Raw genomic sequence first — 19,257 nt, forward strand, 5'->3', positions numbered from 1 at the left:
CAGCGGTTCTCTACGGGTCGATAGGCACCTTGGGGGGCGGAAAGACTACGTCACCGCCGCCGGCATCGAGCTGGCGAATATCCGTGGGCTTGCCCTGCTCATCCAGGCTTACCAGCCCAATGCCGCTGGCGTTCCATAGCCGCTCTCCGGCGCTGGCTTGGTCTGGGTCCCGGGGGTAGATGCTAAGCTTGCGCCGCTTGGTGAACCAGTTCAGCGGCGATAACGGCGCGTAGAGCCAACGGTTCAAACGGTCGAAGGTATTCAGCAACTGCTTGGGAAAAGTATTTTTCACCCCACTCGAAGTGATTTGCCATAGCTTTGGAGCCCGCTTCTGGCGGCGTACGACGATATCGTAGGCAAAGGAGTAGTGAACATCACCGGAGAGGATCACGTAGTTACCGGGGGTTTTGGAGTGCCGCCAGATATGCAGCAGCACGTTGGCCGCACCGCGGTGCGCCATCCAGTTCTCGGCATCCACCACCAGCGGTTTGCCCGCCAGGGTGAAGAGTTTTTGGATACTTTCGATCAGCTTGACGCCAAACATGGGCGCAGGCGAGACGATCACCGCGCTTTTAGTGCCCAGCAGCGCCTGCTGCATCTCCATCAGCGCCTCCCAATCCATCAAGCCTGACGGGCGGTTGGGGCTGCGCTCGCTGCGCCAGCGGCGCGTACGGGTGTCCAGCACGATGAGTACGGGCGTGCCCGGCACCTGAAACTCCCAGCCCTGAAAGCGCAGCAGCCGCTCGATAAACGCGTCCTGGTGGTCAGGCTTCAGCGGGCCGACATCGTCGAACAGCGTGATCGCTTGGTGAAGCAACGGATTAAGTTTATCGGGCGCATTCCCCCACCCTTGGCAGAGCAGGTACGCCACCAGCGCGTTGCCGATAATACGCTTTGAGAACGGGTGGCCGTAGGCACAGCGCTCCCAGTCGGCGGTCAGGTTCCAGTCATCGGTGACATCATGATCATCAAAAATCATCAGGCTGGGCACGTGGGCCATCAGCCGCGCGCACTGAGGCAGACCCTCTACGAACGCTTCGATGATCGCCTGCTCTTCCCGGTAAGCCTCAGCCTCTTTTTCGCCTAACGCCGGGGCGTCATAGGCAATCACCTGCCACGGCGCGGGCGACCACACCAGGCAGTACATGGCGAGCATCTCGGCCAGCGTCATCAGGTGGTTCTGGGCGTTCGCCGAGGTGAATACCGGCTTTTTTACGCCACCAAAAAAGCGCTCACGCAGCGCCGCGTTGCTGGTGACATCCGGCAGCAGCGCTTCCCGGTGGTAGTAGCTTTCCGGGGCGTTATACAGCGCTTGGCTATCATCGACGGTAGCGCCCTCAAGCAGTTCATCCACTAGCCCCAGGCGGGCAATCAGCGCATGAACCGCCCGCAGCATGGGGCCTGCCACGTCATCCACATACACTTGGTCGCCGGTCATCAGCAGCCACGCGGGCCACTCGGCGGGTGACTCTTGGCGCTCGGCTATCCAGTTATCGGCCCGCACTAAGCCATCGGCGCTATCGTGATGGGGTTTACGACAGGAGCCGTGCATCAGACGGTGGTGGCGAGAGGCCAACACAAACCCTGGGTAGTCATAGTCATCGTGGCATAGCCACGGCGCCCACTCCGGCAGGGGCTGCCACGCGCCGTCAGTGCTTTGTACCTGCAGGTCGTAGGCAATGCGGGTGTCGGTGGGCAGCGCGGTGGGCAGCGAAAGGTCGATACAGTGAATATAAGCATGCCGACCAATCGCCACGCACTGGTGGGCGTTATCTAACGCGTGGGTTTGCTGCTCCTCTTGCTCGGGGTTCAGCACAAGCTGCATGGTCAGCGGACGGGTCGCTACCAGCCATAAAATCAGCCGCGACGGCGAGAGGCGACGCAGCAAAGGTCCAACCAGTACGTCGGGTAACGTCGTGGCGATTTGTGTCATTTCACACCCTCTGTGCTGTGTGTTGCATCGCTCTTAAGATCGTTAAGTAGCGACCACAGGCAGTTCAATGACTACCTCTAAACCGCCAGACTCGGCGCGCTGAAGACGCATCTGGCCATGATAAAGCGTGACAAGGTCCGTCACGATGGCTAATCCCAATCCGCTGCCTGAACGCTGCTCATCCAGCCGCTTGCCGCGCTGGACAGCGGCTTGACACTCTTGCGGCGTCATACCGGGGCCGTCGTCGCTGACAACCAGCAACAGCATCTCGCTTTGAGCCTGCAAGCGGATATGCACATCGCTTTTGCCCCAGCGCAGGGCGTTGTCCAGTAGATTACCCACCATCTCCTGCAGGTCCTGACCGTCCATATGCACCCGCACGCCGCTATCCACGGTTTGGCGCAGGGTAATATGGCGGCGCTGCGCTAGCCGGGCAAGCCCGGTGATGAGCGGGGCCAGTGTGCCTTGGAGGGCCACCGGAGCAAAGCGTACTCCCTCGCCCGCAGCGGAAGCCCGCGCCAAGTGATGGCGCACGGCGCTATCGATACGCGACAGCTCGGCTTCCCAGGCACTGCGGCTCTCGCTGGGTAGCTGTTTGGCCAACAGCCGCATGACGCTGATCGGTGTTTTGAGGGCGTGGGCCAAGTTGCCTGCCGTGTGACGACCCCGTTCGATGAGCCGCTGGTCGCGAGCCAGCACGGCGTTCATGGATGTAGCCAGTGTGGCCAGCTCGTCGGGTAAACGAGTTTCTAACTGCTCTGTTCGCCCCTGCTCCACCTCGCGCAGATTAGCATTCATACGCCGCAGCGGCGCTAACCCCCAGCGTACCTGAAGCGCCAGTACGCCCAGTAGCAGCGCCCCTAGGCCCAGCAGGCCCAGCCACAGCATCTGCTGAAACTCCTGAATATCTTCGCGTAAATCATCGTCCCGCGCAGCCACGCTCACGTGCAGCGGTGTTTCTAAAGGCGCTAGATAAATATCGCGTTCAACGACACGTAACTGCTGTCCCCTTGGGCCTGGTAACGTGCGGGCGGTCACTCGCTCACTCTCCAGTACCGGCAAGCGCTGATCCCATAACGAGCGCGACGTGACCGAGTGGTTCGCATCGTCGGTAATCTGCCAATACCAACCCGAATACACATGATCGAAACGGGGATCACCCAGCGCGCGCTCGTAGTTGAGCTGCCCGGCCAGCGGGTCGTAAGTGACCCCGGCAATCACTACGTTGAGGGTCGCTTCCAGCCGTTCATCAAACGCATTGACCGCCGCAGTGCGGTAATGGTGGGCCAATAACCAACCAGCAACCGGCAGCGCCAGCAGCACCATGAGCAGCACCGCCAACAGCAGGCGTAGATTGATAGAGCGGCTAGCCCAGCGCTGACTCCAAGAGACCACATTAGCGTTCATGAATCGCTCGGTTCATCGGCTAACAGGCGATACCCCTGACCGCGCAGCGTGGCAATGCGCCACGCGCCTAGCTTGCGCCGCAACCGACTGACCTGAACATCAATGACGTTGGAGTCGGGCTCGTGGTCACGGTCGTAAACGTGCTCAGACAGCTCGCTACGGCTGACCACTCTGGGCGCAGCATGCATTAAGTAGCTTAATAGGCGGGTTTCCTGAGCAGTTAAGCTCACGGGACGCCCCACCAAAGTGACATGTTGGGTGTGAGTATCCAGGCTAAGCTCGCCCACTTTAAGCACCGGGTGCGCATGGCCATGGGTACGGCGCACCAATGCCTGCAGGCGAAACAGCACTTCGGCGGGTTCGAAGGGTTTGGTGACGTAGTCATCGGCACCCGCGGTAAAGCCAGCGGCTTTATCGGCCCAGCGTTCACGGGCCGTTAAGATCAGTACCGGCAGATCAATACCATCTTCCCGCCAAGAAGAGAGCCAGCGAGTGCCATCGCCATCGGGCAGGCCAATATCCAAAATGACCGTATCGTACGCCTCTGTGCGCACCAAAAAATCTGCTTCCTGGCCGTTTTCCGCCAGCTCAACGATCCAGTCACCATCTTGCAACGCTTGACTCAGCTCACGGGCAAGCGCCTGGTCATCCTCTACCAGTAAACACTTCATCAAAAACCCCTTATCAATAAACCCAATGGAGGCAGGAAGATGGGGGACCGCAGGCAAACGTCTTAACGCTGCATCTCGCGGATGCGCACGCCCTCTATTTGCATAAGCTGGCCACTGTGACCGTCGAACTCAAACTCCACCACCTGCCCTTGGGGGCCTAGCAGCTTGATTTCATACTCGACCAGCCCATCATCGCGCTCGATTTCAACCTCCAACACGTCGCCGATGTAGTGGGCGTCGAGCCAGTCGAGAATGGTATCAAGGGGAACCACGTCGCCTCGCCGCACTTCGCTGTGCAGGGCCTCCCAGTGCTGGTCACCGGTCGCACTACCCATCAATACGAGGACCAGCGCCAATACCAGCCCGCCCTTATAGGGGAGCCGTTGCCAGGAGCGCTGCTTAATAGAGAGAAGAGACGTCATTTTCATAACAGTAGGATGCCAAAGGCAACATGAACGCTAGATGAACGGCTTTGTCAGGTTAAGGAAAGAACCCCGGTGATATAAATACCCTGTCGCATTCGCTAACTGACCTTCGTTAGGCATCATCCGGCAATGCATTCACTAAGCAAAGAAGGAATTTGATATGAACGCTATGAAAAAAATGCTGCTGATCCCAACTTCTGCTCTTCTGCTTGCCGCTGCTGCAGGTAGCGCCCAAGCAGACACTCAGCCGATGGACCGGATCGATGACATTCTAACCTACGCCGCCGACTACGGGTTCAGCCACATCGAAGAGATCAATGTTGATGACCGTGGCCGTGTAGAATTAGAAGGCTGGTTAGACGATGAGTGGTACGCCGATGTGGACTTCTCCATGGATAACGGCGACACCCTGCAAGAAGAGCGTAAGCGCCTGATTACCGGAGCCTGGGGCATGAGCGAAGATGACGTGCGCCAAGCACTCAATGCTGCCAGCCAGGAAGGTATGACCGAATTTGAAAGCATCGATATCGATAAAAGCGGCATCATCGATGTTGAAGGCCGCGAGCAAAACGGCCGCGAGCTGGAACTGAGCCTGCGCCAGGGTTCTTTTGAAGTCACCCAGATGGATCGCGACTAATCGCATTCGCGTCTTGTACATCTAGCCGTACATTCTGTTAGTACGCTCTGTTAAGACACTCTATTCATACACTCTCTGCGGCGGGCCTTCGGGCTCGCCGCTTTTTTTGTACCTACGCATTCACTAGGATTTGATTGGCATCCCACATGAATGTCGTTAGCGTAGCCACAGGCGGTTAGCACAGCCGCCTCTCAAGCTAGCGAATAGGAGAGACTTTTTGACGACCTCCGCCGAAGGTGTCAGCGACGCGATACGCCATACAGTGCTGCGCGATCTCGCTTGGCTGTTAGCAACCCCCGATTTAGTCACCCTTGGCGCTTATCCTGGGAGGCCCACAGGCTTAACGCTGGGCCTTGCAGACAATCACCATGCATGGCTGACCGCTCTACTGCCCGGCGTTGAGGCGCTGAATGGCAAGCTAGCGACGCGCATGGGCCACTACCATGAGCGGCTGTGGCAGCTGTTACTGGATAACGCCCCTAATACCCGCCTGCTGGCCAATAATCTGCGTATTACTCAACGCCGCACAACGCTGGGCGAGCTGGATATGCTTTATCGCACGCGGACAAACCCAGTGCCGGTGCATTTGGAAGTAGCGATCAAGTTCTATCTTGGTCTTCCCGACGGGCCAGGCGAAGCCAACAGCCAAAGCCGCTGGATTGGCCCCGGTGGTTTGGACAGTTTGGCCTTGAAGTGCAGTCACCTGCTCCATCATCAGCTACCGCTCTCCCGTACTCGCACGGCGCAGGCGAATATTGCTCACTGGTTAACGCCCAGAGATACGGGCGAAGCGACCACGCTAAGCAACCTGCTGACCCAGCAGCTTGCCATGCCCGGCGTGCTGTTTTATCCATGGCAGCCCAACTTGCCACCACCTGTCGGGGCAACGGCCGAGCATCGGCGGGGGTGGTGGTGCCATCAATACGACTGGCCTAGCGTGGCCGAACGCTACAGCACGGCGCTAAAAGTCGCGTGGCTAGCAAAGCCCCACTGGTTAGCGCCGCCATCGCTCGACGCGTTTGGCAACGCCAATGAGCGGATGGAGGCCGTGATGGCACAGGTAAACCGCTACGGGCCGCAGCAAGTGATGCTGTACGACCCGAAGGGAGAAGAGAACTGCTGGGAAGAGAACTACTGGGAAAAGAGTTGCCAGGAAAATAGTGGCCAGGAGAGACCGCTAACGCGGCTGATGGTGGTACCCAACGACTGGCCGCGCCAGGTACCGCTACCGCCTAAGCGGCGTGGTTAACCCACCCGCCTTATACCACCACGAGATTATCGCGATGAATCAGTTCGTGGGCTTCCACGTAACCAAGGATGGCTTCGATCTGGTGGCTTGGCTGGCCCGCTAGCTGGCGGGCTTCGTCAGCGCCGTAGTTGACCAACCCCTTGGCCACGCGAGTGCCCTGCTCATCCACACACAGCACCATGTCGCCGCGCTTAAAACTGCCCTGCACGTCACGCACGCCAACGGCCAGCAGGCTAGAGCCTTTACCACGCAGCACGTTGACCGCGCCCGCATCCAGCACCAGCGTACCGCGCACCTGAAGCTGACCCGCTAGCCAGCGCTTGCGCGCTGCCATAGGGGCTTGATCCGGGCGCAGCAGCGTGCCGAGTGCTTCACCGTTCATTACCCGAGTAATTACCTCCGGCTGGCGACCACTGGCAATCACAGTTACCGCGCCGGAACGCGCCGCGAGCTGGGCAGCGCGCACTTTGGTGCTCATACCACCCCGGCCCAACGCCCCGCCGCTGCCTGCCACGGCGGCCAAGCGGGGGTCGTCAGCACGCCCCTCAGTAATCAGCGTGGCGTCAGGATTATGGCGGGGGTCGGCATCGAACAGGCCTTCCTGGTCGGTGAGCAGCAGCAGCGCATCGGCTTCCAGCAGGTTGGCCACCAGCGCGCCGAGGGTGTCATTATCGCCAAAGCGGATCTCGTCGGTGACGACGGTATCGTTTTCGTTGATCACCGGTACCACGCGCATTTCGACCAGCGTGCGCAATGCCGAGAGCGCATTCAGGTAGCGCTTGCGGTTAGAGAGGTCGTCGTGGGTGAGCAGAATCTGCGCGGTGAGCATGCCGTGGCGCGCAAAGTGCTGCTCGTAGCACTGGGTCAGGCCATTTTGCCCCACCGCGGCGGCCGCCTGAAGCTCGTGCACGGCGCTCGGACGCGCCTGCCAGCCCAAGCGCACCATGCCAGCTGCCACCGCACCGGAGGAGACCAACACCACCTCTTTACCCTGCTGATGCAGGGCGGCAATTTGATCCACCCAGCCGCCAATGGCCGCTTCGTCCAGCCCACGACCATCATTGGTGAGCAGCGCGCTGCCAATTTTGACCACCACCCGGCGGGCGCTACTCAGCGCCTCACGGCCCGGCAACTGCTCGTTGCTTTCCACGTCACGACTCTCCCACGCCATTGCGCTCACGCGATTTATCGTTCCCAGAACGCCTTCTGCCTACGGGGCGTACTCCACTTCGACATCGTAATCATCGTCGTCGAAATCGTCATCGTCTTCTTCATCATCGCGCTTACGACGACGGCCAAGGCGGGCTTCGGTACGGGCCACCGACTCCTCCTCCATGCGACGGCGCATCTCCTGCTCGCGGGCATGGGCCTCTTCGTCTTCGTTTTCCAGACGCTGCTGCTCGGTGAGCCAGCGGTACGCCGCCTGCACCAGCTTGTCAGTGCCTTCGCTGCTGATCGCCGAAATACGGAACACTGGACCGTCCCAGTTCAGCGCCTCGATGATCGCCTGGGCCCGCGCTTCGCGCTCCTCTTCCGGCAGCAGGTCGAACTTGTTCAACACCAGCCAGCGGGGCCGCTCGGAGAGCGCCGGAGAGAACTGACCAAGCTCGTGAATAATCGCCTGCGCGGCTTCCACCGGGTCGGACTCATCAAACGGCGCCACATCAACCACGTGGAACAGCAGCCGCGTGCGGGTCAGGTGCTTCAAGAAGCGCAGCCCCAGGCCAGCACCGTCGGAGGCACCTTCAATCAGCCCCGGTACGTCGGCCATTACAAAGTGCTCATGCATCCCCAGCTTCACCACGCCCAGGTTTGGCACCAGCGTAGTGAACGGGTAGTTGGCCACTTTGGGCTTGGCTGCCGAGACCGAACGAATCAGCGTCGACTTACCGGCGTTGGGCATACCGAGCAGGCCCACATCCGCCATCACTTTCATTTCCAGGCGCAGGTTACGACGGTCGCCTTCGGTGCCCGGCGTGGTGCGCCGCGGCGCACGGTTGGTGGAGGATTTAAAGTGAATATTCCCCAACCCACGGCGGCCGCCTTCTGCTACCAGCACGACCTGACCAATTTCGGTCACGTCGGCAATCACCTCAAGGGTGTCTTCATCAATCACCGTGGTGCCCACCGGCACTTTTACGTGCAGGTCTTCACCAGCTTTACCGCTCATCTGGCGGCCCATGCCGCCTTGCCCATTTTCAGCTTTGTAGAAACGCTGAAATTTGAAATCAATCAAGGTGTTGAGCGAATCATCACCAATCAGATAAACGCTGCCACCGTGGCCGCCATCACCACCATCGGGGCCACCCTTGGGCACATATTTCTCGCGGCGAAAGCTCAGACAGCCATTGCCGCCTTTACCTGCCTCAACAATAATCGAGGCTTCATCGACGAACTGCATTGGATTCTCCCGGCCGCTTCCGCCGCCCTCACTGCACTATCCCCACCCGCCTCATGCGGGCAAAAGGGATCGAAAAGACAAAAAAGCCCCGCCATGGCGGGGCTTTTCTTTCGTCATCTTCGCACTGCGTAAGTCATACCAACCAACTTACACAAAGCAACCGAGGTTGCTTAGGCAGAAACGATGCTGACGAATTTACGGTTGTTCGGACCTTTGGTCTCGAACTTCACGAAGCCGTCGTTCAGAGCGAACAGCGTGTGATCACGACCCAGGCCAACGCCAGTGCCTGCGTGGAAACGAGTGCCACGCTGACGAACGATGATGTTACCTGCGGTTGCCGCTTGGCCACCGAAGAGTTTCACACCAAGGCGTTTGGATTCGGAATCGCGACCGTTACGCGTGGAGCCGGCTGCCTTTTTATGTGCCATTGCAAAATCCTCCTAAAGGGAATTGGCTGCTTACGCAGAAATTCCGGTAATTTTGACTTCAGTGAACCACTGACGGTGGCCCTGACGCTTCATGTGGTGCTTCCGGCGACGGAATTTGATGATCGTCACTTTATCGCCACGGCCGTGGGAAACGATTTCAGCGGAAACTTTGGCACCGCTAATGAAAGGTGCGCCAATGTTTACGTCATCGCCGTCTGCAACCAGCAGCACTTCATCAAACTCAATCGTTTCGCCGGTAGCGACTTCGATTTTCTCGAGCTTGAGGGTTTGACCTTCTTGAACGCGGTACTGTTTACCACCGCTTTTAATAACTGCGTACATGTCGCTCTCCGGACTTGTCGTTAATGCCGGTTACGCCCCGCGTAACCAACGCTCATCGCCTTCCGCTCTTATCGACCTGCTGCGAGTGGCGCCTCTTTTGGCAGCCATCTGACAGGGAGCATGATGAGTGGGTCGCGGATTATAACGACTATCGCTTCATACCACAAGGCCACCGGGGCTTGTCAATCTTCCAAACGCCGGCCTGGGCCTGCTTAGCGCGGCTATGCCTTGACGCCTTACAGGCAGCCCCATAGCATGAGCTCCACTCTTACCTGCCGCGATGAACGGAACCCATGACAGCCAACGTCTCCTCAATCCCGCCTGCCAGCCCTTCGCCTTCACCGCTGCACGCCGTGGTGGCCGACGATTTTGAGGCCGTCAACCGCACCATTGTGACGCAGTTGAATTCTCGCGTGCCGCTGGTGGAAACCATCGGCCAGTACATCATCGAAAGCGGCGGTAAACGCCTGCGCCCGCTACTGGTACTGTTGGCAGCGCGCTCGTTGGGCTACGAGGGCGACAAGCATATTACCCTCGCCACGCTGATCGAGTTTATGCATACCTCCACTCTGTTGCACGACGACGTGGTGGATGAGTCGCACATGCGCCGTGGCAAGAAAACCGCCAACGACGCCTGGGGCAATGCGCCTTCCGTGCTGGTGGGTGATTTCCTCTACTCCCGCTCGTTCCAGATGATGGTGGATGTAGGCTCCATGCGCATCATGGCGATCCTATCCGGAGCCACCTGCGTGATCGCAGAAGGTGAAGTGCTGCAGTTGACCAACATTGGCAACCCCAGTATTTCCGAGGCGGATTACTTCGAGACCATCCAGGGTAAAACCGCGATGCTGTTTGAAGCCGCCTCCCATAGCGGCGCGGTGCTCGCCGAAGCTACGCCGGAGCAGGAGCGCGCCCTGCAGCATTACGGCCGCTACCTGGGTCTCGCTTTCCAACTGATTGACGACTTGCTGGACTATCAAGCGACGCCGAGGCAATGGGCAAAAACGTTGGCGACGACTTGGCCGAAGGCAAGCCCACGCTACCGCTCATTCACGCCATGGAGCGCGGCACTCCTGAGCAAGCCAAGCTGATTCGTCAGGTGATTCGCAAAGGCGGTCTTGAACAGCTAGACGACGTACTGGCGATTATTCACGACACCGGGGCGCTGGCGTACACCCGCGTACGGGCAGAAGAGATGGCGGATAAAGCGCTAGCCGAACTGGATGCCCTGCCCCCTAGCCCTTATCGCGATAGCATGGCTCAACTTGCCCGCTTAGCCGTAGATCGCCAAGCGTAACCGACAACGCTTTTCGCGTTGTACAAAGAAAGGGCGTGAAAAAAGAGGCTTGAAAAAAGCCCTTCGCCTGCGTATGATTCGTCCCGTTGTTGAGCACGCCTCAGCAACTTTCGGAATATAGCTCAGCTTGGTAGAGCGCTGCCTTCGGGAGGCAGAGGTCGTAGGTTCGAATCCTGCTATTCCGACCAAGAATTCAATGAAAACGGCCACTTAGCTTTTAGAGCAAGTGGCCGTTTTTGTTTGTGTGCAAGTTACCCCGGCGGGTGAATCAGCCCTACCACACTGACCACAATCAGCACTGCGCCCAATACGCGAAAAAACAGCCCCGTATCGGCATTAAGCAAGTAGCGGTGGGCTTTTTCACCAAGCAAGTGGCCGATAAAGGCACAGGGCAGCAGCCACAGTTGATGAATGAGCTGTAGGTCAACGTCCGCAATCACAAACGACACCATTTTGATCACGACCAAAATAAACCACAGCACAAACATGGTGTCGCGTAACTGCTCTTTCGCGACATGAGTGGCGAACACGGACACAATCAGCGGTGCGCCAATCAGCGACGTGCCGCTAACGTAGCCCCCCAGCCCCAGCAGTACATAATCCACGTACTTATTGTTACTTCTAAACGGCTTATTTAGCACATAGCCGATGGCGTAGATGATCACGATACCGAAGATAATACTGGTCATCACATTGGCGGGCAGGGTGAGCAACCCAACCACCCCCACCAGCTTGGGCACGATCATGATCTTGAGCGCTTTGCCTAAATAGCCCCAGTCGATGTTGCTCTGAACCGCAGCGCTGCTGCCCGCCTGCTGCAGCTGACGATGCCCATTCCAGGCAATCCAACTGGAAAAAATCAGCAGATGAATAGCAATAATCGGCAGGAACACCAATGGTTCGTTGACGACGAGCAGGAGAAACGGCAGCGCCAAGACCGCGCCACCAAAGCCAAGACTGGTGCGCACAAAACCGCTCCAGGCAAAGATAAGCCCCATCAGCACGTACTGATACCAAAGTAAATCTGCCATAGCGTTGATAGGTTTCCTTACAGTGATGGGATCAGCCCAACTGCCACCAGCGCGGCAGCAGTGCGCGCACCTGGGCATGGGCAAAACGGTCATCCATTAATACCACAACCCCTTCATCGTCGGGGCTGCGGATCACTCGCCCGGCGGCCTGTATCACCTTGATCATCCCAGGAATACGGTAGGTATAGTCGTCTCCCCGGCCAAAGCGCGCCTGCAATCGGGCTTTCAGCGCTTCGTTAAAGTCGTTAAACGGCGGCAAGCCCAGTGTTGCCACAAAGGCACCGATCAATCGTTCACCGGGAAGGTCAATGCCCTCCGCGAAGGCACCACCCAACACGGCAAAACCGATGCCTTTACCGCCGGGGGCAAAGCGCGCCAAAAACGCCTCACGCTCAGGCTCCTGCATGCTGCGCGTTTGCGCGAAAACGGGAATCTCAGGGTGCGCCTGCTCGAATGCGTCCATCACCTGCTCGAGGTAGGCAAAGCTACTGAAGAACGCCAGGTAGTGCCCCGGCTTGTGCTGATAGTGCGCCGCCAGTGTCGCCACAATCGGAGGCACCGACGCCGTGCGCTGATGGTAACGGGTAGAGATATCGCTACGCACATAGACCTCTAGCTGCTGCGCCACGAAGGGAGATTCCACCTCGCGCCATACGCTGCGCTCCGGCAACCCCAGTAAGTCGCGGTAGTAGTAAAACGGCGACAGCGTGGCGGAAAACAGCACCGTGCAGTTAGCGCGCTTAAAGCGCGGGGCGAGAAAGTCCGCCGGAATCACATTGCGCAGCCCAAGCACTGCACTTCCCTTGCCTTGAATCTCCAAATCGCACAGCGAGTGGTCGCCGAACGATTCCGCCAAGCGGCAGAATGCAAGCGCTTCGAACAGCAGTTCCTGGAGTGCCTGATTCGCCCCTTCGGGGTGCTCCACGAGATAATCAGTCATCGCCCCGGCCAGGGTATGCAGTGCGCTCACCAGTTTGGTGGGCAGCGTTTCTAGCAAGTGGTAACGCCGCTCCGGCACTTGGGCGGCCACCTCTTTATTGAGCGCCTGCCACTGCCTGCCTACGTGGGCCAGCGGCTTGGCTAAGGCGGGCGGGGAGTGACGGCGCAGGAAGCTCAAGCGCTGCTGGGAGAGCGCGGCGCTGTACATGCCACGAGCACGGTCTACCAGGTTATGCGCCTCATCCACCAGCAGCCCCACTCGCCAGTCGTTGGCTTGAGCAAGCCCGTGCAGCAGCGCGTGGCTATCGAACCAGTGGTTTACATCCCCCACCGCCACATCGGCCCAGCGGGCCAGCTCCTGACCCAAATAGTAGGGGCAAACCTGATGCGCCAGCGCCACTTCGCGCAGCGCATCGCGCGTTAGCCAGCCTTTTTCCACCGCCGCTTGGCGGGCGGCAGGCAAACGGTCGTAAAACCCTTTTGCTAAAGGGCAGGTATCGCCCTGGCAGGCGGTGCCGGGGTATTCACAGGCTTTATCGCGGGCGACGAGTTCCAGCACCCGCAGCGGCTGGGCAGGAGCCTCTAGGCTCACCAAGGCGTCGAGCGCGAGGCGGCGGCCAGGCGTTTTCATAGTGAGAAAAGCGATGCGGTCGAGCCGCTGACGGGGCATCGCAGAGAGCATGGGAAACAGCGTGCCCAGGGTTTTGCCAATGCCGGTGGGCGCTTGGGCCAGCAGGCAGCGTCCGGTGCTGGCGGCTTTAAACACATCTTCGGCCAACGCCCGCTGCCCTGGACGAAAGTCCACGTGGGGAAAGGTCAGCGTGGCGAGCCACGCATCGCGGCACTCGCGGTGGGCGGCCTCCTGCTCGGCCCAGGCTAAAAAGCGCTGGCACTGGTCGGCAAAAAAACGCCGCTAGCTCCTCGGCACGGGCATCAAGCGTCAGCCGGGTTTCCTGGCCGCTGGCAATATCCAGGTACACCAGCGCCAGCGTGATGTATGAAAGCCCGCGCTCAGCGCAGAGCAGCGCGCCGTATACCTTCACCTGGGCCCAATGCAGTGCGCGCTGGTTATCCGCCATGCGCGCTAGGCTGCTGCGATGGGTTTTGATCTCTTCAACGCAATTTGCCGCCACATCAAAGCCATCAGCGCGGCCCACCACGCGTAGCCCCTGATATTCGCCGGAGAGCGGTAATTCGGCCAGGTAGCCCGCTATGTTTTCTCGCCGTTTGGCCACCAGCGCGTGGCCTTCAATGCCCTCTTGGGCGCTGGGCGCGGGGGTAAAACGGTGGTCGAGGTCGCCTTGGCGTGCGGTGAAATCGCACAGCGTACGCACCGCGACCCGATAGCGGCTCATGAAGTTGGCTGCCAGCGCACGTGGCACACCTCGACCGGCATGTCGTGGCGGCAGAAGAAATCAATCCAGCGGCGCTGGTTATCCTGCAGACGGTCACCGGGGCCTTTCACTTCGATCATACGGTAGCGAGGCTTCCCGGCGGGCGCATCGGGCATTAGCTGAATAAGATCCGGCAGGCCTGCCCGATTGTGCTTTAGGTCACTCAGCAAGCGGGTAAAGCAGGCGTGCAGATGCGCGGCGGGCAGGCAGCTAAGCGCGGCTGTTAACAGCGGTTCGCTCAAAACACCCCAGTGCACAAACGGCGAGGTAATGCCCTGCTTCGCGTGCCAAGTCGCGCGCATCGTCTCACGGTAGCGCCCGTCGTCTAGCTGTGCCAGGCAGGCGTCGATCTCGGCTTGGCGCTGGCGAACGAAGTCCTCGCGGTACAAATCCGCAGGCCCACTATGAAACGGATGAAAAAACGCCCCCGGCAGCGGTTTGAAAATCGCTGGCCAGAGCAGCAGACCAAAAAGCCCGGTGATTAGGCAGTTTTCCACATAGAACACCGGAGTACTGGCGGTGGATAAGTGTTCGGCAACGGCGCGCTCTACCGATTGAGGGCCAGGAAGCTCCAGCACGTAGGTCGGGGCCTCGGCTGCTTTCACTACCTGGGGGGCGGGCTGGTTCAACTTGCGCGCCAAGCGCGGCAACAAGCGCCCAAGCGCTTGGGTTTCGCTCTCTCTCGCCTGCTCGCGCGCGGCCTGAGCGAGTTCATAAGCCTCTGAGTAGCGCTTCAGGCGTTCCAATACTCGCAGCCTGCGTATGCGTGCCTCGCTGTTAGTCGATTCGGCGTACAGCAAAAGCGCTTGTTCTGCTTCACCGCTGCGTTCCGCCGTTTGCCCCAGGGTCAGCAGCAGCCGCGAACGGCGTGCGTCTAGCCAGCGGTTGCCGGAGGCTGCGGGCACATCAGCGGCCAGTCGATCTGGCGGCTCGCCGCTCTCCAGGCGCTCGTGCAGGCGGTGCAGCGTGAGGTAGGTATCCACCTCTTCCCGGCGCTGAAACGCGCGAGACTCTGCGGTCAGCGGCACTTGTTCAAAACGCTGCAAGCCAAGCTCGGTGAGCACGAACTCGGCCCAATCTTGGCGTAGGTTGCCAAAGAACATCAGCCGCAGGCGGTCGCACAGGGCCATGACGTTGAGCCGCACGATGTGCGTTGTTGCGGCAGGCCACCACTGGCGCAGCGGCATTGAATCGGTAAGCACAGGCATTAACACAGATTGGAGCGCCGTTTTGGTGGCATTAGACGGCAGCCCGGCGGTGCTGATAGGAGCTTGCAAGGCGTGGCGCAGCTCGCTCAAGCGCAGCAGCCGAAACAACTCCTCAATGGTTAACAGCGGCGCGTCATCTACCCAGCCAAGCGCCAGTAGCGGCGCCAACGCCTGATGGGTGTCGCCAATTTCGGGGTAGCTGAGCTTATCCACGCGAAACAGCTCGCCTTTACGCATCACCATCCGCACTAACAGCGCTTGAGAAGCGCGGGGCAGCTGCGACCACTGCTGGAGCGTGTGATGCTCATCGGCACTGAGTAAATCTCCGTGGCGCGCCTGCACCCACGCGACCAGGAAGCGAAAATTCACTAAGTAGTAGAAAGGATCATCAAGGGAGGCGGTCGCCGGAGCGGCAGAGGCACTGTTCATGCCTCCATTGTAACAGCGCGAACGTCCGTAGGTTAACCCACACGGTGTTGGTAAAGCACTTCCAAGGCATCGACAGCGGCTTGCTCGTCGGCTGTAGGCACTTCGGTAGATTGCTCCATCACACGCGGGGTGGGCTTCGCCTGGGCAACGGGCTGGCGTCCGCCTACCAGCACGTACCACTCTGCTTCGGTCAGATAGTGCTGGCACCAGCGGCTTAAACCACCCGCTACCGTTTCGCGGCTGCGCTCACCGCCGCGAAACGCGGTCGCAAGATGAAGTAAATCCTGGCGGGCCGTGCGAGCACGGGCGTTGCCCCCGTGCACTTTAGAGAGCGGGCAGCGTCGGTCGTAGGCCGCGTTGGTGAGGGCATTTAGCCAACGCTCCACTTCATGTGCCTGAATACCGCCGTAAACTGCCACGCGCCGCTCCCCACGTTGAACGATAAGGTGAAAAAGAGATAACCGCCTACAGGATAGGCCAAAAAGGCATAAGACTGCCCGAATTTCGTGCAACTGTCACCTTAATGCCTTATTTCACGCCCTGCGTGACCTCCTCAAACCCTTGTAAGACGTTCACCACGTTGACCCCGATATCCTCAACGGCGTAGCCCCCTTCCATTAAAAACACGCAGGGTAGCCCAGCGGCCGCGAGACGTTGCCCAAGGGCAATAAAGTCGACGTGCTGAAAGGTAAAGGCGCTGATCGGGTCACCTTCAAAAATATCCACACCCAGCGATACCACCAGCAATTCACACTCTGCTCTATGGATATGCGCCAGCGCCTCATCCAACGCGGCCATCCACGTCGCAACGGAGGTGCCCGGCGGCAGCGGGTAATTGATCGTGAAGCCTTCACCTACTCCTTCGCCGGTTTCGTCGGTGTAGCCCGAAAAGTAGGGGAAGGTCACGTCAGGGTCGCCGTGGAGCGAGGCGAACAGCACGTCGTCACGGCGATAGAAGATCTGCTGGGTGCCGTTACCGTGATGAAAATCCACGTCGAGAATCGCGACACGGCGCTTGCCAGCGTCCAGCGCGCGCTGGGCAGCGATGGCGGCATTATTAAAAAAGCAGTAGCCGCCAAATTGATCCACCGCTGCGTGGTGGCCCGGCGGACGGCACAGGCCGAAGGTCGGCTCGCCAGTGGCGAGGGTATGATCGATTGCCGCCAGCGCGGTATCTTTACTTGCCAAGGCAGCGGCAAAGGTGCCTTCCGTAATTGAGGTTTCAGCAGCAAGGGCGTAGTAGCCCAACTGGCCGCTCACCGACTGGGGAATACGGTCACCGCGCATCGTACGGGCTGGCCAGATATTGGGGATGGCCTCGCCCGCGTGGCCCGCCGCTTGCCATGCCTGCCAGCAGTTTTCCAAGAACGCGACGTAATCAGCATCGTGAACCGCCAGTACGGGCGCAAGGCCGTAGTCACTGGGCGAACGAACTTCAAACGCGGCTTTGCTCAAGGCAGCCAATACCAAATCCATCCGCTCGGGGCGCTCAAAGGGGGTAACTAAAGCGCCATCGTGGAGTTCGCTACGGGCTTGGCGCTGGCGGCTACCTTCGGAAAAAAACGTTAGCATGCGGTTTCCTTATTTATGCGTGATACGGCCAGTCAGCTGCCCAGCGACGCTTTTGGGCTGGGGTCTGCTGCTTTAACTGATACTCAGCACGGCTGGCAGCGGCACGGTCGGCAAAGGGTTGCGCGCCCAGAAGCGCCAGCGGCGGGTTTGCCCGGGTATAACGCGCGCCTTTACCCGCTGCATGGGCTTGGTAGCGTTTGGCGAGGTTGTTAGTAATCCCTACATAGGTACCGCGCCTACACTCAAGCAGGTACAAATACCATGGAGAAGTGGCTGTGTTTTCCATAGCGGCTCGTTAGCTGTTCGTAGAGGTAGACACTTCCTGTTCGGCCATTAAACGCTCAAGCTCTGCCAGCGGCATGGGTTTCGCTAGCCCAAAACCTTGGAATAAATCACAGCGGTACGCCAACAGTCGCTGATGCTGCTCGTTGGTTTCCACGCCTTCAGCCACCACATTAAGGCCTAGGTGATGAGCCATGGAGATCACCCCCTGCACAATAGCTGAATCACCGTCGCTGTTGGTGATCTCACTGATAAAACTGCGATCAATTTTGATCGTGCTGATCGGCAAGTGCTTGAGATAGCTCAAACTTGAGTAGCCAGTACCAAAGTCATCAATCGACACACTGACCTGCATAGTGTGTAACTCATTAAGAATATTGATTGCTGCGTCGGTATTATCCATCAGGATGCCTTCGGTCAACTCTAGGGCCAACTGCTCTGCTGGCAATCCAGTATCCAATAACGTTTGACGCAGCGTGGCTAGAAAACTGTCACGGTGGAACTGCAAAGGCGAAAGATTCACCGCGACCCGCAGCTCCCCCAACCCGCTGCGCTGCAACTTGAGCATATCCTTACAGGCCCGCTGCAGCACCCATTCGCTAATCGGCATAATTTGCCCAGTAGCCTCCGCCAAGGGAATAAAGCGGGCAGGGGAAATATAACCTTTAATAGGGTGCGGCCAGCGCAGCAGTGCTTCCACGCTGTCGATTCGCCCATGCCGGTTAAACAGCGGCTGATAATGCAATTCAAAGCCTTGGTGGTCGATGGCTTCCTGCAGGTCGTTACGCAGGCTGACCCGCTCGTTGGCCACTTCGTTGATGTCGTGGCTGAACCACGCATAGGCGTTACGGCCTTGCTGCTTGGCTTTGTACATCGCCATATCCGCTTGCTGAATCAGGGTTTGTGGCTGGGGAGTATCGGGCTGGCTCATGGCAATACCCACGCTGGCGGTCAAATACAGCTCATGGCCATCGATGCAGTAAGGCTTAGCGAGCGCTGGCAATAAACGCTCCGCCACGTCAATCACTTGCCCTTTATCAACGATATTAGTAAGCAGTAGTACAAATTCATCGCCCCCTAGCCGGGCAACCGTATCCGCTTGCCGCAGGGCAGCATGCAGGCGCTTAGCGACCTCTATCAATACTTGGTCGCCCACTGCGTGCCCTAGCGTGTCATTGATTGGCTTGAAATCATCTAGATCTACAAACAACACGCTAATGCGCTCACCACTTTCTTGGGCATGGGCGAACCGTTGATGCAGCTTTTCTTCAAACTGCATACGGTTGGGTAAGCGAGTGAGGTCATCGTGGGTGGCATGATAAGCAAGGCGTGCCTCATAAGCTTTATGCTGTGAGATATCGTGCTGAACACCTACAAAGTGGGTGATATGCCCTTGGTCATCCCGCACTGGAGACACATATAAGTCGTTCCAGAACGGCGTGCCATCTTTGCGGTAATTACATAGCGTCACCTGGGTCTCACGCTGCTCCTGAATACCACAACGTAGCTTAGCGACCATGGCAGGATCGCTATCAGGCCCCTGCAAAAAACGGCAATTCTGGCCAATCACTTCACTTTGTGAGTAACCCGTCATAGTGCTAAAAGCTTGGTT

The 19,257-nt window shown here is 58.8% G+C and carries 16 protein-coding genes, 1 tRNA gene and 2 pseudogenes; 4 read left to right on the top strand and 15 right to left on the bottom strand.

Annotated elements, in window-relative coordinates; all coding sequences use genetic code 11:
• Positions 1-10 precede the first annotated feature (10 nt).
• From A3220_RS02635 to A3220_RS02650, 4 genes are all read right to left on the bottom strand, one after another.
• Positions 11-1,933, bottom strand: coding sequence for an alkaline phosphatase D family protein (locus A3220_RS02635; RefSeq protein ID WP_062372956.1), 1,923 nt, complete (start codon positions 1,931-1,933; stop codon positions 11-13).
• Positions 1,934-1,975: 42 nt separating this feature from the next.
• The gene (locus tag A3220_RS02640; RefSeq protein WP_062372960.1) at positions 1,976-3,340 is read right to left on the bottom strand and encodes a HAMP domain-containing sensor histidine kinase; all 1,365 of its coding nucleotides are present in this window, start codon (positions 3,338-3,340) and stop codon (positions 1,976-1,978) included.
• On the bottom strand, positions 3,337-4,011 hold the full coding sequence (locus A3220_RS02645) for a response regulator transcription factor (protein WP_062360506.1): 675 nt from the start codon (positions 4,009-4,011) through the stop codon (positions 3,337-3,339). The genes A3220_RS02640 and A3220_RS02645 overlap by 4 nt, the downstream gene beginning before the upstream one ends.
• A 62-nt stretch (positions 4,012-4,073) precedes the next feature.
• Complete coding sequence (locus A3220_RS02650; RefSeq protein WP_082051417.1) at positions 4,074-4,433, bottom strand: hypothetical protein; 360 nt, start codon at positions 4,431-4,433, stop codon at positions 4,074-4,076.
• A 163-nt stretch (positions 4,434-4,596) separates the two neighbouring features.
• Between A3220_RS02650 and A3220_RS02655 the strand changes: the two genes are divergently transcribed.
• A complete protein-coding gene (locus tag A3220_RS02655) occupies positions 4,597-5,073 on the top strand; it encodes a PepSY domain-containing protein (RefSeq protein ID WP_044628767.1) in 477 nt (158 codons plus the stop codon).
• Between the two features lie 217 nt (positions 5,074-5,290).
• On the top strand, positions 5,291-6,322 hold the full coding sequence (locus A3220_RS02660; protein ID WP_062360502.1) for a DUF1853 family protein: 1,032 nt from the start codon (positions 5,291-5,293) through the stop codon (positions 6,320-6,322).
• A gap of 10 nt (positions 6,323-6,332) precedes the next feature.
• On the opposite strand, the gene proB is transcribed toward A3220_RS02660, so the two are convergent.
• From proB to rplU, 4 genes are all read right to left on the bottom strand, one after another.
• Positions 6,333-7,493 (bottom strand): glutamate 5-kinase, encoded by a 1,161-nt coding sequence (gene proB, locus A3220_RS02665; RefSeq protein ID WP_228169070.1) that lies wholly within the window; start codon positions 7,491-7,493, stop codon positions 6,333-6,335.
• Positions 7,494-7,532: 39 nt separating this feature from the next.
• On the bottom strand, positions 7,533-8,723 hold the full coding sequence (gene cgtA, locus A3220_RS02670) for an Obg family GTPase CgtA (RefSeq protein ID WP_044628769.1): 1,191 nt from the start codon (positions 8,721-8,723) through the stop codon (positions 7,533-7,535).
• A gap of 170 nt (positions 8,724-8,893) precedes the next feature.
• Positions 8,894-9,151 (bottom strand): 50S ribosomal protein L27, encoded by a 258-nt coding sequence (gene rpmA / locus A3220_RS02675; protein WP_030071394.1) that lies wholly within the window; start codon positions 9,149-9,151, stop codon positions 8,894-8,896.
• A 30-nt stretch (positions 9,152-9,181) separates the two neighbouring features.
• A complete protein-coding gene (gene rplU / locus A3220_RS02680) occupies positions 9,182-9,493 on the bottom strand; it encodes a 50S ribosomal protein L21 (protein WP_016915863.1) in 312 nt (103 codons plus the stop codon).
• Between the two features lie 293 nt (positions 9,494-9,786).
• On the opposite strand from rplU, the pseudogene ispB reads away from it, so the two are divergent.
• Both ispB and A3220_RS02690 read left to right on the top strand, forming a co-directional pair.
• Positions 9,787-10,790, top strand: a pseudogene (gene ispB, locus A3220_RS02685) (octaprenyl diphosphate synthase).
• A gap of 111 nt (positions 10,791-10,901) precedes the next feature.
• Positions 10,902-10,978: transfer RNA gene (locus tag A3220_RS02690), tRNA-Pro, on the top strand.
• A gap of 63 nt (positions 10,979-11,041) precedes the next feature.
• Here the strand turns inward: A3220_RS02690 and A3220_RS02695 are convergent.
• The 7 genes and pseudogenes from A3220_RS02695 to A3220_RS02725 all read right to left on the bottom strand — a co-directional run.
• Entirely contained in the window at positions 11,042-11,821 is a 780-nt protein-coding gene (locus tag A3220_RS02695) for a sulfite exporter TauE/SafE family protein (protein WP_062372962.1), read from the bottom strand.
• A 31-nt stretch (positions 11,822-11,852) separates the two neighbouring features.
• Positions 11,853-14,115: pseudogene (locus A3220_RS02700) on the bottom strand (ATP-dependent DNA helicase).
• Positions 14,112-15,791 (bottom strand): VRR-NUC domain-containing protein, encoded by a 1,680-nt coding sequence (locus A3220_RS02705; RefSeq protein ID WP_062372966.1) that lies wholly within the window; start codon positions 15,789-15,791, stop codon positions 14,112-14,114. The pseudogene A3220_RS02700 and the gene A3220_RS02705 overlap by 4 nt, the downstream one beginning before the upstream one ends.
• 32 nt (positions 15,792-15,823) lie before the next feature.
• Positions 15,824-16,210 carry a hypothetical protein gene (locus tag A3220_RS02710; RefSeq protein ID WP_062360492.1) on the bottom strand — a complete coding sequence of 129 codons (387 nt, stop codon included), beginning with the start codon at positions 16,208-16,210 and terminating at the stop codon, positions 15,824-15,826.
• A 109-nt stretch (positions 16,211-16,319) separates the two neighbouring features.
• The gene (locus tag A3220_RS02715; RefSeq protein ID WP_062372969.1) at positions 16,320-17,363 is read right to left on the bottom strand and encodes a histone deacetylase family protein; all 1,044 of its coding nucleotides are present in this window, start codon (positions 17,361-17,363) and stop codon (positions 16,320-16,322) included.
• A gap of 13 nt (positions 17,364-17,376) precedes the next feature.
• Complete coding sequence (locus tag A3220_RS02720; protein WP_054641749.1) at positions 17,377-17,649, bottom strand: GIY-YIG nuclease family protein; 273 nt, start codon at positions 17,647-17,649, stop codon at positions 17,377-17,379.
• A 9-nt stretch (positions 17,650-17,658) separates the two neighbouring features.
• Positions 17,659-19,257: GGDEF domain-containing phosphodiesterase (locus tag A3220_RS02725; protein ID WP_164834375.1), on the bottom strand; the 1,599-nt coding region annotated here is incomplete at its 5' end.

The organism is Halomonas sp. KX33721, assembly GCF_001596805.1.
Taxonomy (GTDB): domain Bacteria; phylum Pseudomonadota; class Gammaproteobacteria; order Pseudomonadales; family Halomonadaceae; genus Vreelandella; species Vreelandella aquamarina.

What these genes read in the sequence shown, in the direction of transcription:
- A3220_RS02635 (WP_062372956.1), bottom strand. Translation starts at nt 1,933, where the DNA reads ATGACACAAATCGCCACGACGTTACCCGACGTACTGGTTGGACCTTTG.
- A3220_RS02640 (WP_062372960.1), bottom strand. Translation starts at nt 3,340, where the DNA reads ATGAACGCTAATGTGGTCTCTTGGAGTCAGCGCTGGGCTAGCCGCTCT.
- A3220_RS02645 (WP_062360506.1), bottom strand. Translation starts at nt 4,011, where the DNA reads ATGAAGTGTTTACTGGTAGAGGATGACCAGGCGCTTGCCCGTGAGCTG.
- A3220_RS02650 (WP_082051417.1), bottom strand. Translation starts at nt 4,433, where the DNA reads ATGACGTCTCTTCTCTCTATTAAGCAGCGCTCCTGGCAACGGCTCCCC.
- A3220_RS02655 (WP_044628767.1), top strand. Translation starts at nt 4,597, where the DNA reads ATGAACGCTATGAAAAAAATGCTGCTGATCCCAACTTCTGCTCTTCTG.
- proB (WP_228169070.1), bottom strand. Translation starts at nt 7,493, where the DNA reads ATGGCGTGGGAGAGTCGTGACGTGGAAAGCAACGAGCAGTTGCCGGGC.
- cgtA (WP_044628769.1), bottom strand. Translation starts at nt 8,723, where the DNA reads ATGCAGTTCGTCGATGAAGCCTCGATTATTGTTGAGGCAGGTAAAGGC.
- rpmA (WP_030071394.1), bottom strand. Translation starts at nt 9,151, where the DNA reads ATGGCACATAAAAAGGCAGCCGGCTCCACGCGTAACGGTCGCGATTCC.
- rplU (WP_016915863.1), bottom strand. Translation starts at nt 9,493, where the DNA reads ATGTACGCAGTTATTAAAAGCGGTGGTAAACAGTACCGCGTTCAAGAA.
- A3220_RS02695 (WP_062372962.1), bottom strand. Translation starts at nt 11,821, where the DNA reads ATGGCAGATTTACTTTGGTATCAGTACGTGCTGATGGGGCTTATCTTT.
- A3220_RS02705 (WP_062372966.1), bottom strand. Translation starts at nt 15,791, where the DNA reads ATGAACAGTGCCTCTGCCGCTCCGGCGACCGCCTCCCTTGATGATCCT.
- A3220_RS02715 (WP_062372969.1), bottom strand. Translation starts at nt 17,363, where the DNA reads ATGCTAACGTTTTTTTCCGAAGGTAGCCGCCAGCGCCAAGCCCGTAGC.
- A3220_RS02720 (WP_054641749.1), bottom strand. Translation starts at nt 17,649, where the DNA reads ATGGAAAACACAGCCACTTCTCCATGGTATTTGTACCTGCTTGAGTGT.